13 protein-coding genes and 1 pseudogene are annotated in these 15,687 nt (G+C 58.3%); 6 read left to right on the forward strand and 8 right to left on the reverse strand.

The window, feature by feature from the left end:
* Positions 1 to 29: 29 nt before the first annotated feature.
* The 5 genes from NWQ23_RS13340 to NWQ23_RS13360 all read right to left on the reverse strand — a co-directional run bounded on the left by NWQ23_RS13340 (position 30) and on the right by NWQ23_RS13360 (position 5,764).
* Positions 30 to 539 (reverse strand): DUF3035 domain-containing protein, encoded by a 510-nt coding sequence (locus NWQ23_RS13340; RefSeq protein ID WP_306166867.1) that lies wholly within the window; start codon positions 537 to 539, stop codon positions 30 to 32.
* 52 nt (positions 540 to 591) lie between these two features.
* A complete protein-coding gene (lspA, locus tag NWQ23_RS13345) occupies positions 592 to 1,065 on the reverse strand; it encodes a signal peptidase II (protein WP_306166868.1) in 474 nt (157 codons plus the stop codon).
* Between the two features lie 10 nt (positions 1,066 to 1,075).
* Positions 1,076 to 2,665: a bifunctional phosphoribosylaminoimidazolecarboxamide formyltransferase/IMP cyclohydrolase gene (purH, locus tag NWQ23_RS13350; RefSeq protein WP_306166869.1), complete on the reverse strand. Its 1,590-nt coding sequence runs from the start codon at positions 2,663 to 2,665 to the stop codon at positions 1,076 to 1,078.
* A gap of 15 nt (positions 2,666 to 2,680) precedes the next feature.
* On the reverse strand, positions 2,681 to 4,378 hold the full coding sequence (locus tag NWQ23_RS13355) for a heparinase II/III family protein (RefSeq protein ID WP_306166870.1): 1,698 nt from the start codon (positions 4,376 to 4,378) through the stop codon (positions 2,681 to 2,683).
* 111 nt (positions 4,379 to 4,489) lie between these two features.
* The gene (locus tag NWQ23_RS13360; RefSeq protein WP_306166871.1) at positions 4,490 to 5,764 is read right to left on the reverse strand and encodes an RsmB/NOP family class I SAM-dependent RNA methyltransferase; all 1,275 of its coding nucleotides are present in this window, start codon (positions 5,762 to 5,764) and stop codon (positions 4,490 to 4,492) included.
* A 71-nt stretch (positions 5,765 to 5,835) separates the two neighbouring features.
* Between NWQ23_RS13360 and NWQ23_RS13365 the strand changes: the two genes are divergently transcribed.
* Together NWQ23_RS13365 and NWQ23_RS13370 are read left to right on the forward strand one after the other, a co-directional pair.
* Entirely contained in the window at positions 5,836 to 6,012 is a 177-nt protein-coding gene (locus NWQ23_RS13365; RefSeq protein ID WP_306166872.1) for a DUF1674 domain-containing protein, read from the forward strand.
* A 194-nt stretch (positions 6,013 to 6,206) separates the two neighbouring features.
* Positions 6,207 to 7,229: a polysaccharide biosynthesis/export family protein gene (locus tag NWQ23_RS13370; protein ID WP_306166873.1), complete on the forward strand. Its 1,023-nt coding sequence runs from the start codon at positions 6,207 to 6,209 to the stop codon at positions 7,227 to 7,229.
* 2 nt (positions 7,230 to 7,231) lie between these two features.
* On the opposite strand, the gene NWQ23_RS13375 is transcribed toward NWQ23_RS13370, so the two are convergent.
* Positions 7,232 to 9,454, reverse strand: a complete 2,223-nt coding sequence (locus tag NWQ23_RS13375; protein WP_306166874.1) for a calcium-binding protein — start codon at positions 9,452 to 9,454, stop codon at positions 7,232 to 7,234.
* 191 nt (positions 9,455 to 9,645) lie between these two features.
* Between NWQ23_RS13375 and NWQ23_RS13380 the strand changes: the two genes are divergently transcribed.
* Positions 9,646 to 11,025, forward strand: coding sequence for a phosphomannomutase (locus NWQ23_RS13380; protein ID WP_306166875.1), 1,380 nt, complete (start codon positions 9,646 to 9,648; stop codon positions 11,023 to 11,025).
* Between the two features lie 236 nt (positions 11,026 to 11,261).
* On the opposite strand, the gene NWQ23_RS13385 is transcribed toward NWQ23_RS13380, so the two are convergent.
* Both NWQ23_RS13385 and gmd read right to left on the reverse strand, forming a co-directional pair.
* Complete coding sequence (locus tag NWQ23_RS13385) at positions 11,262 to 12,230, reverse strand: GDP-L-fucose synthase (protein ID WP_306166876.1); 969 nt, start codon at positions 12,228 to 12,230, stop codon at positions 11,262 to 11,264.
* A gap of 2 nt (positions 12,231 to 12,232) precedes the next feature.
* Complete coding sequence (gene gmd / locus NWQ23_RS13390; protein WP_306166877.1) at positions 12,233 to 13,354, reverse strand: GDP-mannose 4,6-dehydratase; 1,122 nt, start codon at positions 13,352 to 13,354, stop codon at positions 12,233 to 12,235.
* Between the two features lie 154 nt (positions 13,355 to 13,508).
* Here gmd and NWQ23_RS13395 point away from each other — a divergent pair, with 154 nt between their 5' ends.
* The 3 genes and pseudogenes from NWQ23_RS13395 to NWQ23_RS13405 form a co-directional block, all read left to right on the forward strand.
* A complete protein-coding gene (locus NWQ23_RS13395) occupies positions 13,509 to 13,868 on the forward strand; it encodes a DUF2793 domain-containing protein (RefSeq protein WP_306166878.1) in 360 nt (119 codons plus the stop codon).
* Between the two features lie 415 nt (positions 13,869 to 14,283).
* The gene (locus tag NWQ23_RS13400) at positions 14,284 to 14,844 is read left to right on the forward strand and encodes a F0F1 ATP synthase subunit delta (protein ID WP_306166879.1); all 561 of its coding nucleotides are present in this window, start codon (positions 14,284 to 14,286) and stop codon (positions 14,842 to 14,844) included.
* Positions 14,844 to 15,687: pseudogene (locus NWQ23_RS13405) on the forward strand (F0F1 ATP synthase subunit alpha); the annotation flags it as partial. The gene NWQ23_RS13400 and the pseudogene NWQ23_RS13405, both read left to right, overlap by 1 nt.

A 15,687-nucleotide genomic window follows, 5' to 3' on the forward strand; every position in this document is an offset into this window, starting at 1 on the left:
AAGTCACCATACGGTGTTGTGAGGTTTGGTTATTGCGCTGCTGGTGGCGTGGGAACGCGAATGCCAAGGGCCCGCAACCGTTCCAGCTCGGCAAAAGCGTCAAGCGCCTGACCGGCATAGGCGGGGAAATACCGGTCGCGCCCAAGCGGGTTAAAGATATTCGAGCGGCGCGCCCGTTCCAGCCGCGCATTATCTGCAACCGCCAAGACGCTCCGGATATTTGGGTCAACGCCATAGCGGCTTGCTTGTGCAACGAGTGCGGCATCGCTGGCGGGGATGCCTCCGGCCACTTGCGCCGCAGCAGAGCCACCCAAAGCGGCAATAGCGTCGGCGTTTGGCGTGGGATCAGTGCGGTTTGTACCCCCGGGTGTTGGGGTCGGCAGGTCACGTGACGCCGGAATTTCCAATGCGCCAACAGGGATGACGGCAAAGGGGTCAGGGCCACCACCAGCAGATTGAAGATCACGCAAGGGGCGGTCGGTATTGCCGCAGGCAGCAACCAAAATCAGGGCCAGAGCTGAGAAAGTGAGCTTGCGCATCGCGAAATTCCTAAGATGTGTCCGCATTGTCTATCGCATGGCCAGCGCGAGGTCACGCAGCTTTCTTTTTGTCATCGGCCAGAAACGCCAGCCCGATCGCCCCGATAAAGATCGAGATATCGGCCACGTTGAACGCATAGGGGTTGTTGATCCCGCAGCAGGACATATTGAGGAAATCCGCAACCGCCCCGTAAAAGAAGCGGTCAATCACATTGCCCATTGCCCCACCAATCAGGAAACCACCCGAAATATAGACCCATTTGGTCCCGCCGATCCGGTTCAGCCACCAGATCACTCCGCCGGTGATCGCGAATGCGACCCCGATCAGCACCCAGCGCATGTCGTAATCGGCAAAAAGCCCAAAGTTCACGCCCCGGTTCCATGCCATGCGGAATTCAAGGAAGGGTGGCCAGACTTCGATCCGGCCGTCTGCCTCGTTGATCAGCCCAAGCCAATGCACAACGTAATACTTGGTGATCTGGTCGATCAGAAACACCCAAAATCCGGTCCAGAACATCAGCTTCATCAGGGGGCTCCTAGTGTCGGAAGTGGCGCATGCCGGTAAACACCATCGCAATTCCTGCAGCATCTGCGGCAGCAATTACTTCATCATCGCGCATCGATCCGCCCGGTTGGATCACGCAAGTTGCACCGGCAGCAGCGGCTTCCATCAGCCCATCCGCGAAAGGGAAAAATGCATCAGAGGCAACAGCCGACCCGATCGTGAGAGGTGCGGACAGTCCCATCGCATCGGCCATGCGTTCGGCCTTTTTGGCGGCAATCAGCGCGCTATCAAGGCGGCTCATCTGGCCTGCGCCGACGCCCACAGTGGCCTTGTCTTTGACATAGACGATAGCGTTGGATTTCACGTGCTTGGCCACTTTCCACGCGAAAAGCAGGTCGGCCATTTGCGCCGCTGTCGGTGCAAGTTTCGTGACGACTTTCAGATCGTCCATGCCGACAAAACCCGTATCTTTGTCCTGCACCAACATACCCCCCGCCACTTGGCGGTATGTAGTGATCGGGGCAGTCACGTCGGGCAGACCATCGGTGGTCAGCAGGCGCAGGTTCTTTTTTGCGGCAAACACGGCCTTTGCCGCTTCCGATGCGCCTGGTGCAATGACGACTTCTGTGAAGATTTCCACAATGGCCTTGGCCGTATTCTCGTCCAGCGGTTGGTTGAGCGCGACAATGCCGCCAAAGGCACTGGTCCGGTCGCAGTCAAAGGCATTCTGGTAAGCCTCGAGCAAACTTGCACCACGCGCCACGCCGCAGGGGTTGGCATGTTTGATAATCGCGACTGCAGGGCCTTCTGCGGGGTCGAATTCTGCGACCAGTTCAAAGGCCGCGTCGGTGTCGTTGATGTTGTTATAGGACAATTCCTTGCCCTGATGTTGCACAGCGGTGGCCACACCGGGACGGTTCGTGCCATCCGTATAGAAGGCCGCCGATTGGTGGCTGTTTTCCCCATAGCGCATGGTTTGCTTGAATGTGCCGCTGAACGACCGGCGGCGGGGAGTGTCCGCTCCAATCGCGCCCGCCATCCAAGTACTCACAGCGGTGTCATAGGCGGCTGTGCGGGCATAGGCGGTCTGCGCAAGGCGCTGGCGGAGCGCCAAAGTCGTTTGCCCGTCGTTGGCATCAAGTTCAGCCAGCAAAGCGGCATAGTCTTCAACGTCGGTCACGACAGTGACAAAAGCGTGGTTCTTCGCGGCAGAGCGGATCATCGCAGGGCCGCCGATGTCGATGTTTTCGATGCAGGTGTCAAAGTCGGCACCCTTGGCGACGGTTTCTTCGAACGGATACAGGTTGACCACTAACAGATCGATCGGGCCGATGTTGTGTTCAATCATCGCATCGCGGTGGCCTTCCAGATCGCGGCGCGCCAAAAGGCCGCCATGCACAACAGGGTGCAGCGTCTTGACCCGCCCGTCCATCATTTCGGGAAAGCCTGTGACATCCGCGACATCGCGCACCTCTAGGCCCGCCTCGCGCAAGGACTTTGCCGATCCGCCGGTTGACAACAATTCAACCCCGCGTGCGGCAAGCGCTTTGCCAAGGTCAATCAACCCGGTCTTGTCGGACACAGAAAGTAAAGCGCGGCGCAGTGGTGCAAGGTCAGTCATATGGGTCCCCGGAGGCTAGTCTACAGCGTCCAACGGATCGGTCTGCACAAGATCACGCACCGCATTGGGCGTGTCTTGGGCTTTGGCGAGCAACCAGCGGACGCGTGTCGCATAGGCTATTGCGTGACCGGATAAAACCACCTGTTGCGCTGCAAGCGGCTTTAATCGTCCATTTTGCAGATAAATGGACGGCGCAAGACTGAGTTTCGCAGTCCCATCATGGCGAAAGCGCCAGACTTCCCCTGACTTTAGCGTTAAACGCACTGTCGTTGCACTGTGATCAAGCGAGGCGTCGACATCCGGGTGAAGATGAAAGCGCAGGACATAGGGAATCCCCGCAATCGCCAGCGCTTTGTCGCAAATCGCCTCGTCCGTCGGATCAAGTGTGGTCAGCAAGTCTTCGCCTTCGAGCGCGCGTCCGTCGACCGAGAGTTGCAGAATGCGGGCATGTGTCAGCCCGTGAGTGGGTTGATAGCCATTATGCGACAGTTCCAGTTTGCGCCCTGTCTCCCCATCGACAACGCGGCCTTGAACGCGGGTGGGCAAGTCCGTCAGCAACTCGCTGCTGCCGGTCAAGCGATCCTTGGCTGCAAGATGCGAGGAAGAAACACCTTCGATCATCATCGTTGAATGGCTCGGCGTTGCGCGGCTTGCCCTGCGCCAAGCATCGCCAAAGCGCGCGCCAGACCCGCAATTCACGATAACTGGCCTGCGCCCGGAGGTCAGCTCGAACGCCAGAGTGCTGGCATGCGCGTCAGCCGAAGCCTGCCCGCTTGGTGGCGCGGCCGCATCCGCGATGACAGACGTGCGTCCGCCCGCCAAACGCGCATATCCCATATACAAACGCGGCTCTGGCAAGGTTTTCACACCGGAGGCTGCCAAGGCAGCATCCAGCCGGCCTTCAATGCCACGCCCGCCACCGTGAAAGCGCGCAAGCCCACCGTCTGCATGTCGTATTGCGCGCAGTGTCGGCGTGATCCGCTCTACAGCGCCGATCAACTGGGGCGGCAACTTGTGGCCCGCGTCAGCAAGTGACTGAATGGTCCAATGCAGCAGGCTCAGGATTTCAAGCAATTCTTCGGGATTGCGTGTGGCGATGGCACCCTCTGCGTCAATTTGCGTGTCGCAATCATGGGCGAGCGCGCTGACCGCCCGATCGACATGGTGCTCCATCCCGTCCAACGAGAGACCCGCGTAGATCATGCCACTCAGCGCTTCAAACCGACGCAGACCGGGTGCAGTGGTTTTCCAGCGGCGCGACAGGAAAAGCGTTTGTTGCGCGAGGCTTTGGAGCAACCGGTCCGCTGCCGTTTGTTCCTGTCTGTGCAGCAAGAATTGGCTATGGTTGATCCAGCGGATCAGTCGGCGCCCGACAAGGTCAGGTGTCCAACCGCTGCCGCGGCCATCGCCGTAGCGGTTGATCCACTCGAAAACCCAAGACTGCGCGCGCTCGCGGGCCCGTTCATCGCCAAGGGCGGCAAGATCATCAAGCCATGCACAGCCCTGAATTTCATCTTCGACGGTTTCGTTGTCAGGTGCGATATCCCAGATGGACCTGTTTGGTGCCTTCACCAAGAGGCCGGAAAACAGGAAGTTCCCCACGATCAACTGCTGCCCGCGCGCGATGACACCAATGGTTCGGGGTTCGGGGGCAAATAGAAAGGACGTTGTTGCCGCAGTACGGGCCGCGCGGCGGGCGTGAACCCGATGCATGAATCTGGTCCGGCGTGCTTGCCAAGTATGTGTCTGATTCACGTCGAGCGGCCCTGATTTGCCTTGCGATGGCTGTTCTTGCGCAGACCATAGGAAATGCTGCAGCCTAAGTCACGCAGCCTTTCGAAGAACAGCCACATAGAAGCCGTCCATGCCACCCAATTCCGGCCAGTAGTCGGGCCTTAACCGCAGGCCGCCCTCGGGTGTAATCCATGCAGGGTCCATGCCGGGGATACGCAGCGCATCGGCATCGCAGCTCAGATCAGAATGCCGCGCCAAAGCGTCTTCGACCTGCACCTCGCCCTCGTCGGGCAACAAAGAGCAGGTGCAGAAAACCAGATGGCCACCGGGCTTGAGAAGGCCGAGCGCGTGGTCAATCATCGCCTCTTGTTGTGCGATCAGTTCCGCAAATTCAGATCCATCCTTGGCATAGGGCAGGTCGGGATGCCTGCGGATGGTGCCGGTGGCCGAGCAAGGGGCGTCTAGCAGTATGGCGTCAAAGCCGTCCTGCGCAAAGGCAAAGGCATCGCTGACTACGATCGTGGCTTGCAGGCCGACGCGGGCAAGGTTTTCTGCGACGCGTTCCATACGTTTTTCAGATACATCCACCGCGGTCACGTCAGCCCCTGCTGCGGCAAGCTGCATGGCTTTGCCGCCCGGGGCTGCGCAGAGATCCAGCACTTTGCGCCCTTTGACATCCCCAAGCACTTTGACGGGGATGGCCGCTGCCGCATCCTGTACCCACCAGTCACCGGTAGCATAGCCTGGCAAAGAACTGACTTGTCCTGCATTTGCGATCCGGACAGAGCCGGTCGGCAAGACGACCCCGCCGACAGCACGTGCAACAGCTTCGGCATCGGTTTTGGCGGTCAGGTCCAGCGATGCGCCCGCGAAATGGGCAGCCTCCATTCCTGTCACCGCATCGCGGCCCCATGCCGCAACCAAGGGCTGGCGCAGCCATCCGGGCGTCAGCGGAATTGCACGCTTGTGCCAGCCTGCGGGGCCTTCCTCGGCGATCTTGCGCAGAACCGCGTTGGTCAGGCCCTTCATCGACTGCGTGCGCTTGTTGCGGGCAACGATCTCGACATAGGCGTTCACAACCCCATGAGCCGCCGCGCCGCCACAAAGCTCAATCACCCCCAGACGCAAGGCGTTCATCACGTGATCGGGCGGTGCTTTCTTGAGGTAGGGCTTGAGCATCCGGTCAGCGCGATCCAAGCCGCGCAAGGTATCTGTCGCAAGACGCTGCGCCCGTGCGCGGTCGTCGTTTTCCAGTTGCGCCAATGCGCCACCCGCAATCAATTCTGCCATCAAGCGACCCTCGCCGGTGATCTGCATGAGCAGATGATGTGCTGTACGGCGGGCGGGCAGACCTGTCTGACTCATGGATGTCTCACTTGAAGCTGGGTGGACGGGGGGTATATCAATCTGATGTGACCCACAAGGAGAGCGTCCCCGTGACCCAAGAGCCAGCCAACCTGCCACCGGCCGCAAAACGCGCCCTTGCAGAGGCCGAAGAGCGCCGCAAGAATACCAAGGCAAAAGCACTGCCAACGGAATTGGGTGGGCGTGATGGGCCTGAACCTGTCCGATACGGCGATTGGGAGAAAAAGGGCATCGCGGTCGATTTTTGATGCATTTCCATCAAGCACTGTTATTCACTCATTTCATCAATGGTATGCTGTCACCTTTGCAGCTTAGGGTATAGTGAAATTGGACTGCTCGGAAGGAATCTGGTTTGCTAGGTCAAAAGTTTGTTGCTGTCATTGCTTGTTGCGCTCTTGCAAGTTGTGGTTTGCCACGGGGTGCCGGCTTCCAGTCTGAGGTTTTGGCGGCTTCCAACGCAAATACAGCCGCAGCCGGTGAAGAGCCTGTTTATGATTTTGCCGTCTATGAGGTCGGCCGCGATACTCTGCCAGTTCTGCAAGGCTGGCCGGTCACGGGGCAACAGACCCGGCCTTGGCCTTTGGCACAGGAACAGCCTGCCTCGTTGTTGATTGCCCCCGGTGACACTGTGCAGATGACAATCTGGGACGCCGAAGAAGATTCGATTTTTGGCCCCGCAGGGATCACGCCGCTGCAACCCACCTCTGTGAGTTCGGATGGGCGGATATTTGTCCCCTATATCGGAAATTTGCAAATCTCGGGGATGTCGCCAGCTACAGCACGCACGCGCATCGAAGAAGAGTTGATCCGGACCGTGCCTTCGGCGCAGGTACAGTTGGAGGTCGAACCGGGCCGCGGGAATACAGCAAACCTCGCATCGGGCTTTAGCGCGCCCGGGCTTTACCCGCTGCCAGACAGGAACGTCAAAATCCTTGATTTGTTCTCGCAGGCCGGTGGCCCGAGCCCTGAACTGCGCTCGCCGCAGGTCCGTTTGGTCCGGGGTAGCCAGACCTTTGGCATCCCGTTTGAGCGGCTTTTGAAGGAGCCACAGTTCAACATTGCCGTGCGCGGGGGTGATCGCATTTTCATCGAGGACGATGAGCGCAAATTCATCGCTCTGGGGGCGACAGGTGCGCAAGCCATTTTTGATTTCCCTGAAACCGAGTTTTCCGCCCTCGAGGCGCTTTCCCTTGTCGGTGGCGTGAATGCAGGCAGTGCCAACCCCGAAGGTATCTTGATCTTGCGTGAATACGCGCCCAGTGCCGTGTCCGATGGCATCAAAGGGCCACCAAAAGAACGGGTGGTCTTTACCATCGATCTGACCACAGCGGACGGCCTTTTTTCAGCAGGGAACTTTATGTTGGAGGGGGATGATTTGATCTATGGTACCGAAAGCGCACTTGGGCCTGCGCTCACACTCTTCAGTCTGACCAATACGCTCGGCCGCCTCGTGACCGGGAACTGACCTTAAAAAAGGCTGATATCGTCGCCAAAGGTCAACGGATCGATGACTCCTTCGACCCGCAAGATATTCCCGTCACCCAAGTCTATGGTGGCGGTATCGCCGTCGAAACTGCCATAGACAAACAGAAGGTCGGCAACTGATGTCAGCCCTGTCCAAAGGCTTGGATCCAGTACGAGCTCGTCGACACCTTGCTCGAAATCCGCGATGCGGTCTGCGCCGCCGCTGAAAACAAAGGTGTCCGCGCCGGCGCGCCCGAACAAGATGTCGTCGCCTGCGCCGCCGTCCAGCCTGTCGTCACCATCACCGCCATCCAGCAGATCCTGTCCGTTCCCGCCCCGGATGTCATCAGCGCCATTGCCACCAAGCAGTGTATCAGCACCGTCTCCGCCGTCGATCTGGTCCGCGCCATCGCGCCCAAAGACAGTGTCATTCCCGGCCATTGCGTTGATCTGGTCGTCGCCATCCCCGGCCATGATCAGATCAGACCGATCGCCGCCGGTCACGGTCTCTGACAGACTGTCGCCATCAATCACCAAGCCCGGCGCCACCGAGTAACCGCCTGCGTTCAGTTTGTCCCTAAGACTGTCCAGATTGCCGGCAGCGATCTGGAACAAAGGGGTGAGCATGTTGTTGGGTCCACCCTGATCAGAAGGTGCCGGATCACCGAAAGTCGGAAGCGGGGTCGCAGGCCCCGGATATCCCGGCGTGATCCCCACAGGCAGGCGTGATGCGCCAATCAGATCAGTCGTAGCAAGGTCGCGATAGTCAATCGGCCCCCCGTTGGCGCTTTGTACCAAAAGGACTTCCTGACCATAGGTGATGCGCATCCCGTCTGTGGTGATGGAGATGAACAGCTGACTGATGTCGCGGAGCATAGGCCAAAGTGACAGGTCGATCTTGTCCTCTCCGATGGTGAAATCGGTTATGGTGTCAATCACGCCATCCGCGCTGAGGATGAAAAGATCAGCGCCAGCGCCTCCGGTCATGACATCAGAGCCAAGCCCGTCACGCAGAATATCAGCACCGCCGCCCGCGGTGATTGTGTCGTCACCGTCATGTCCTTGCAGGATGTCACCGCCCGCGGTGCCTGTCAGTACGCCGCCTGCCTGTGGTGCCGTCGCAGTCACCCCCGCCAATCCGGTGTCGAACCGCAGTTGCGTGATCCCCGGTTCGCTGCTGCTGGCCACAAAGATGTCAAGCGCTGCCACCCTCTGATGTCCGGCCAGTGCGCTGATATTGTCGAGGCCAAAGTCGACAGTATCCTCGATTGTTGCGCGATGGACCAACAGCCCGCCTTCCAGCAGCACAAAAACCGATATCCCGTCATCGGCACCGCCGGCAATGACATAGGTCTTGTCGCCGGTTTGGATGATTTCAACAGATGTGACCCCGCCGAACCTTGTGTCCCTTGAATCAAGGATGTGATCGCGCACAATCATAGCGCCGTCGGCGCCAATCTCGATCACACTCAAGCTGCCCGAGCCGGCAGCGCCCAGAACCGCATAGGTGCTGGCGCCTACGGTTGCGATGTCAAGCGCGGTCGGGGCGCTGATCCATAGGCCGTCGTCTGCACCGATTGTCTGCTGCGCCATGACAGCTCCACCCTGATCAATCTGACGGGCGGTCAGGCCGTTTTGCGCCGCACTTGTGGTCAAGACATAGTTCTGGCTCCCTATCGTGACCGTGGCTATCGCTGCGATCTGACTGGTCGTCATGGGGGTAGGATCATAAAGAATGCTGTGGTTCAGCAATGTGCCGTCATCGTCAAAGCGCAGGCGCGCAAGCCCACCCATGCCCGCCAACGCGCCAAAAACGATCTGGCTGCCGTCGTCGAGTAAAAGCGTGCTGCCAAGTTGAAATCCGCCAAAATGACTGGGAAGTGTCCCAAGGGGTGTTGTAGCGCCGAAAGTGCCGTCGATGTTGATCCCGACTGTTTGCAGCGGTGCGGTCTGACTGCCGCCGGTGATCACAAGCGGGCCATTCTGCCCCGAAATCGCAACAAAGCCAGCAACGCCACCAGGACGGTCGCCACCTTCATAGGCAAGGTCTTCGCCGATGGTGAGCGGCCCGCTGTCGATAATCCATTGGCGCAACACCCCATCGTAGCGTGTCCCGCTATAGAGATGCGTTGCACCTCCGGTCTCGACGATCCCAAGATCGGTGATACGAGAATGGCCGAGATCACCGGAGCCGGTGACGTATGACACAAAAGATAAAGATGACATGACAGGTCCCCCCCAGAACCGAGCGTCGTCAGAAGAATGTCTATCCTTGCGATGGGTGTTGGCGGGTCCGTGACCGAAATACGGCGCCCGCATGACGTTTAATCTGCAATTACTTCAATTTCGCTTCTGATTTTCGGTTCTTTGCGATCAGCGCATGTGCCATGCTTTACGCAGACAAGTGGAGAGCAAGAATGGCCCCAAAATTTGGCACTAGCGGCCTGCGTGGTCTCGTGACTGAACTGACGCAAGCGTGTGTATCAAACTATGTGCATGCATTTGCTGCGTCTTGCGACACAGGTGCCGGTCTTTTTGTGGGTCATGATTTACGTGCGTCGTCGCCGGATCTGGCCAAATCTGTGGCCCGGGCCGCCGCGGAGGTAGGCGTTCGGGTTTTCCATTGTGGGCCCATTCCGACCCCTGCGCTTGCGCTTGCTGCGATAGAGGCCGGTGCAGGTGCGATCATGGTCACAGGCAGTCACATTCCGGCGGATCGGAACGGGCTAAAGTTTTACACCCCGCAAGGCGAGATCACGAAAGACGAAGAGGGCGCGATCACCGGGGCCTTGGGCGCACCGCAGATGCGGGCTTCTCCGGCAGAAATCATTGACTTGCCGACGGCCGCCGCCGCCTATCATGCCCGCTATGCCAATGCTTTTCGCAATGCGCTGGATGGCAAATCTATTGGTGTGTACCAGCACAGCGCGGTGGGGCGCGATACTTTGTCTACCTTGCTGCAAGACCTTGGGGCGACGGTCATTCCTCTGGGTCGGTCCGATGTCTTTGTTCCAGTCGATACAGAGGCCGTATCGGATGGCGTGCGGCAGCAGCTCCGGAGTTGGGCGCAAGCCCATGACCTGACCGCCATCGTCTCTACCGATGCAGATGGGGATAGGCCGCTTATGACGGATCAACACGGCGATATCGTGCCCGGCGATATTCTGGGCCAGATCACCGCAGCGGTGCTTGGTGCTGATACGGTCGTCACACCCGTTTCCTCGAATTCTGGCGTTGGCCTATCCGGATGTTTTGAGAATGTCTTGAGAACGCAGATCGGGTCACCCTATGTGATTGCCGGGATGCAGGCGGCAAAGGGCTGTGTCGTTGGTTATGAGGCAAACGGTGGCTTTCTGCTCGGATTTGCCGCCAAGGGTCCAACGGCTCCGCTGCCTGCGCTGATGACCCGCGATGCTTTGCTGCCACTTCTTTGCGTCCTGACCAAAGCCGCCAAAACCGATGTCGCTTCTCTGGTCGCGGCAGAGCCTGCGCGCTTTACCGTTGCGGATCGGCTGCAAGACATCGATGCGGCACAGTCGGGGCCTTTTATCGCCGCTTTGCGCCAAGACTCCAGCGCCCGATCCGCGTTTCTGGAACAACTCGATGGCAAATGTGTCGCAGTAGACGAGACCGACGGGCTGCGAATGACGTTGCATGATGCGCGTATCGTTCATCTGCGTCCATCAGGGAATGCGCCCGAGCTTCGGATTTACGTGGAGGCTGGTTCACCCGCCATTGCGCATACGACTTTGGCCAACGGCCTTGATGCTTTACGAGCCAATCTAGGATTATCTTGAAGAAGTTAAACTTTGTGACAAAGCGCACAGAAAAGTCTGTCGCAGTCCGGTAGACGAAATCTCGGGGAAGTACTGAGTTGTGACGGTTAACGATTTGTCTTCAGTGCACTCTGTGCTTGATGGCGCAGGGTGCATTTAATCAGTTTGGGTGATGTATCGGCCAGTATTCGTAAGCGGCCAATCACCGCGTGCAATCTATCATTGCACCCGGTGCATGAGCCGTGCTCTAGCCAAGTTCACGAGGCGCGCAAGCTGCGCCCTGCCGCGCGTTCGGCGCAATACCACGCATAGGTTTCTGCAAGGCCGTCGCAGAGTGAAATGCGCGGGGTCCAGCCAAGCCGGGTCGTTGCTCTGGTATCAAGCAATTTGCGTGGGGTGCCGTCTGGCATTGACGGATCGGTGCGTGTTTCACCTTGAAACCCTGTGACTTTGGCGATCATTTGCGCCACTTCCAGAATCGCGATGTCTTTGCCTGTCCCGACATTAAGATGGCTTTGCTCCGGCGTGGTTGCGGCCGCATAGTCCCGGTATGGCAGCGCCATGGTAAACAGCACCGCCTCCGCCAGGTCGTCCACATGCAGAAATTCGCGGCGCGGGGTGCCTGTCCCCCAGATGGTGACAGTCTTTTGGCCGCTGCGCGCAGCGGCGTCATAACGGTGCAACAGTCCGGGTAGGACATGGGAATTTTCAGGGTGGAAATTATCGCCCGGCCCATAAAGATTGGTTGGCATCAGCGATCTGTAGTCGCGGCCAAACTGCCGATTGTAGCTTTCGCACAGTTTGATCGCTGCAATCTTGGCGATGGCATAGGGCGCATTAGTCGGCTCGAGCGGTCCGCTGAGCAAAGCGCTTTCCGGGATCGGTTGCGGTGCATCGCGGGGATAGATGCAAGAAGATCCCAGCTGGATCAGGCGCTGCACACCCGCGCCGTGCGCCTGTTGGATCAGATTGGTAGCGATCAAGAGATTGTCGGACAGAAAGCTGGCGGGCTGGCGGTCATTGGCCAGGATACCGCCCACTTTTGCCGCGGCGATGATGACCATATCCGGCCGCTTGGCCTGCATAAAGTCCCGTACCGCCGCTTGATTTGTCAGATCAAGCTCTGCCCGCGTTGCTGTAATAATGTCCTGCCCGCCCTTGATGATCAGCTTGCGCAGGATTGCACTGCCTACCATGCCGCGATGTCCTGCCAGATAAATCCGCATGGCTAGGCCTCGACCGCGACGGGCGTGTCCATGCCGTGCCTTTTCAAAAGGGCGTGCCGCTGCGCGATCTTGACGTCTTCGCCGACCATTTCGGCGCACATCTGTTGGGGCGTGATTTTCGGGATCCAGCCAAGCTGCGCCTTGGCTTTCGAAGGATCGCCCAGCAGCGTTTCAACCTCGGCAGGTCGGAAATAGCGCGGGTCGACGCGCATCACCACATCGCCAACCCGGACATTGGGCGCGCGATTGTGATTGACGGCTGTCACGGTCGCAACTTCGCGCAGGTCGGTCCCGCTGAATTCCAGCGTCATGCCCAGTTCTGCGGCGGTCCATGTGATGAAGTCACGCACGGAATGCTGTACGCCAGTTGCGATCACATAATCCTCTGGCCGGTCCTGTTGCAGCATGAGCCATTGCATCTGCACATAGTCTTTGGCGTGCCCCCAATCACGTAGCGCGTCGATATTGCCCAGATAAAGGCAGTCTTGCAGGCCCAAGGCCACGTGGGCCAACCCGCGCGTGATCTTGCGGGTGACAAAGGTTTCGCCGCGCCTTGGGCTTTCGTGGTTAAACAGAATACCGTTGCAGGCGAACATCCCGTAAGCCTCGCGGTAGTTCACGCAGGTCCAATAGGCATAGAGTTTGGCCACCGCATAAGGACTGCGCGGGTGAAAGGGCGTGGATTCGGTCTGTGGGGTCTGGCGCACCTGCCCGTAAAGTTCCGATGTCGATGCCTGATAAAAGCGCGTTTTGCCCTCCAGCTTCAGGAACCGGATCGCTTCGAGCAACCGCAAGGTCCCGAGCGCATCGACATCTGCGGTGTATTCGGGCGCTTCAAAACTCACGGCGACATGGGATTGGGCACCAAGGTTGTAAACTTCGTCCGGCTGCACCTCTGACATGATCCGAGTCAGGTTCGAGCTGTCGGTAAGATCACCGTAGTGCAGCTGAAAGCGGGCATTATCGGTGTGCGGATCTTGATAGATGTGGTCGATCCGTTCCGTGTTCAGCGAGGAAGAGCGGCGCTTGATCCCATGGACCTCATAGCCTTTTTGGAGCAGAAGTTCGGCCAGATAAGACCCGTCCTGCCCGGTTACTCCGGTAATTAGCGCACGTTTCGTCATCAGCCCTCACGCAATTCATCAATCTGTCGTTAACCACTTCTGCGCTACGAGGTCTTAAGGATGGGTTAACCATCGGACGGTCCTGCAAGAGAGCGTTGAGGATGATGCGGGAATACTGCGCGTGATTTCACTTTTTGCGGAAGGCGCGAAACCGATGCCAGATCAGACCCCGAATTTGTCTTTACCTTTCATCATGCCCTCGCAGGCACAAAAGCACGTGACCCATAATGAGGCGATAGAACTGCTTGATACGATCGTGCAGCTCGCGCTTGAAGACACAGGGGCCAATACCCCGCCGGGATCGCCTGTCGAAGGGCAGGCCTGGGCGCTGGGCGCGTCACCTTTGGGTGCCTGGTCTGGCCAAGGCGGCAGGATCGCCACTTTCAGTGGGGGTGGTTGGCTTTTCGTGACGCCGCGCACTGGTTGGTTGGCCTGGGTCAAAGACGTAGAAGAGCTGCGGGTGATGAACGCTGGCGCATGGGTGACTTTGGCTGCGACAAATAGTCTGCCCTGACAAGAGAATCGGTCTTCGGCACTGTCGGAGGCGTCAGATCGTTCTGTTTTGGGCACTGTTTCGGGCCCGTCATCCATGGTTCAGCGTCTTCGCCAGCCGATGTAACGAATGAACCAACTTTTTATTCAAGGCACGTGTCCGGTCAGGTCGCGTGCTTTTTTCGTTTATGGTCCAAAAAGTGGCGAAAACTGCGTCGTTTTTCGGTTAAACCACTGTTCATTTCACACCTTCACCCCATATGCGCTCTTGAACAGCGGAATCTGCTCGTAGGGTGCTTGCGACACCATGGGACGTCTGCTACATGGCGCAGGATTTTGACGCTTTCGTGTAAACGGGGGCCAAACAAGCTGCCCCTTTGCTGCCCCATCACTCTGGGGTCTGGTAAAGCTGGGCCCAAGACATCGGAAGGGTGGACGTGTCCGAAACTGCTGGTATCTCCACAGGCATCGCGCAGCGCTATGCGACAGCGGTGTTTGACCTTGCCAAAGAAGGCAAGGCCATTAAAGCACTCGAAGCGGATGTTGCCGCTTTGGACGCCGCAATGACTGAAAGCGCCGATCTGCGCACACTGCTGACTTCTCCGCTTTACAGCCGGGACGAGCAGGCATCAGCCATCGCTGCAATTGCGAAGAAAATGAAACTCTCGGACACCACGAGCAATCTGTTGTCCCTGATGGCCGCCAAGCGCCGTTTGTTTGTGATGCCGCAACTTCTTGCGGTCTTGCAGGAACGTCTGGCCGAAGAGCGCGGCGAAGTGACGGCTGAAGTCACGACTGCCAAGGCTTTGACCAAGGCGCAGGCTGACAAGCTTGCAAAAACACTCAAGGCTCAAGTGGGCAAAACGATTACCATCAAAGAAACCGTCGATGCCTCCATCATCGGCGGTCTTATTGTAAAAGTGGGCTCGAAGATGATCGACACGTCGATTGCCTCCAAGCTCAACGCACTCCAGAACAAAATGAAAGAGGTCGGATAATGGCGATCCAAGCGTCTGAAATTTCTGCGATCCTGAAGGACCAGATCAAAAACTTTGGTCAAGATGCCGAAGTGGCCGAGGTTGGCCGCGTATTGAGCGTTGGCGACGGTATTGCCCGTGTTTACGGCCTTGATAACGTTCAGGCTGGTGAAATGGTCGAATTCCCCGGTGGTATCCGCGGGATGGCTCTGAACCTTGAAGCCGACAACGTCGGTGTGGTTATCTTCGGCTCCGACCGCGACATCAAAGAAGGTGACGTTGTTAAGCGCACCAAGTCCATCGTGGACGTCCCTGTTGGTGACGAATTGCTGGGTCGCGTCGTTGACGGCCTTGGCAACCCGCTGGACGGCAAAGGCCCGATCAACACAAAGAAGCGCGCTGTTGCCGACAGTAAGGCACCGGGCATCATCCCGCGCAAATCGGTTCACGAACCGATGGCGACCGGTCTGAAATCCGTTGACGCGATGATCCCGATTGGCCGTGGCCAGCGCGAATTGATCATCGGTGACCGCCAGACAGGTAAAACTGCTGTGGCGCTGGACACGATCCTGAACCAGAAATCCTACAACGATGCAGCGACCACCGAGTATGACAAACTGTACTGCGTTTACGTCGCTGTCGGCCAGAAGCGTTCGACTGTTGCGCAATTGGTGAAGAAGCTCGAAGAATCTGGCGCGATCGAATACACGATCGTTGTTGCTGCGACCGCTTCCGATCCTGCGCCAATGCAGTTCCTTGCACCTTATGCTGCAACTGCGATGGCAGAACACTTCCGCGACAACGGCCGCCACGCGCTGATCATCTATGATGACCTGTCCAAGCAGGCTGTGTCTTATCGCCAGA

The organism is Yoonia sp. (genome assembly GCF_030731595.1).
Lineage (GTDB): Bacteria > Pseudomonadota > Alphaproteobacteria > Rhodobacterales > Rhodobacteraceae > Yoonia.

Excerpts from the sequence above, each read along its gene's own strand:
- NWQ23_RS13340 (WP_306166867.1), bottom strand. The coding sequence starts at position 539 with ATGCGCAAGCTCACTTTCTCAGCTCTGGCCCTGATTTTGGTTGCTGCC.
- lspA (WP_306166868.1), bottom strand. The coding sequence starts at position 1,065 with ATGAAGCTGATGTTCTGGACCGGATTTTGGGTGTTTCTGATCGACCAG.
- purH (WP_306166869.1), bottom strand. The coding sequence starts at position 2,665 with ATGACTGACCTTGCACCACTGCGCCGCGCTTTACTTTCTGTGTCCGAC.
- NWQ23_RS13355 (WP_306166870.1), bottom strand. The coding sequence starts at position 4,378 with ATGCATCGGGTTCACGCCCGCCGCGCGGCCCGTACTGCGGCAACAACG.
- NWQ23_RS13360 (WP_306166871.1), bottom strand. The coding sequence starts at position 5,764 with ATGAGTCAGACAGGTCTGCCCGCCCGCCGTACAGCACATCATCTGCTC.
- NWQ23_RS13375 (WP_306166874.1), bottom strand. The coding sequence starts at position 9,454 with ATGTCATCTTTATCTTTTGTGTCATACGTCACCGGCTCCGGTGATCTC.
- NWQ23_RS13380 (WP_306166875.1), top strand. The coding sequence starts at position 9,646 with ATGGCCCCAAAATTTGGCACTAGCGGCCTGCGTGGTCTCGTGACTGAA.
- NWQ23_RS13385 (WP_306166876.1), bottom strand. The coding sequence starts at position 12,230 with ATGCGGATTTATCTGGCAGGACATCGCGGCATGGTAGGCAGTGCAATC.
- gmd (WP_306166877.1), bottom strand. The coding sequence starts at position 13,354 with ATGACGAAACGTGCGCTAATTACCGGAGTAACCGGGCAGGACGGGTCT.
- NWQ23_RS13395 (WP_306166878.1), top strand. The coding sequence starts at position 13,509 with ATGCCAGATCAGACCCCGAATTTGTCTTTACCTTTCATCATGCCCTCG.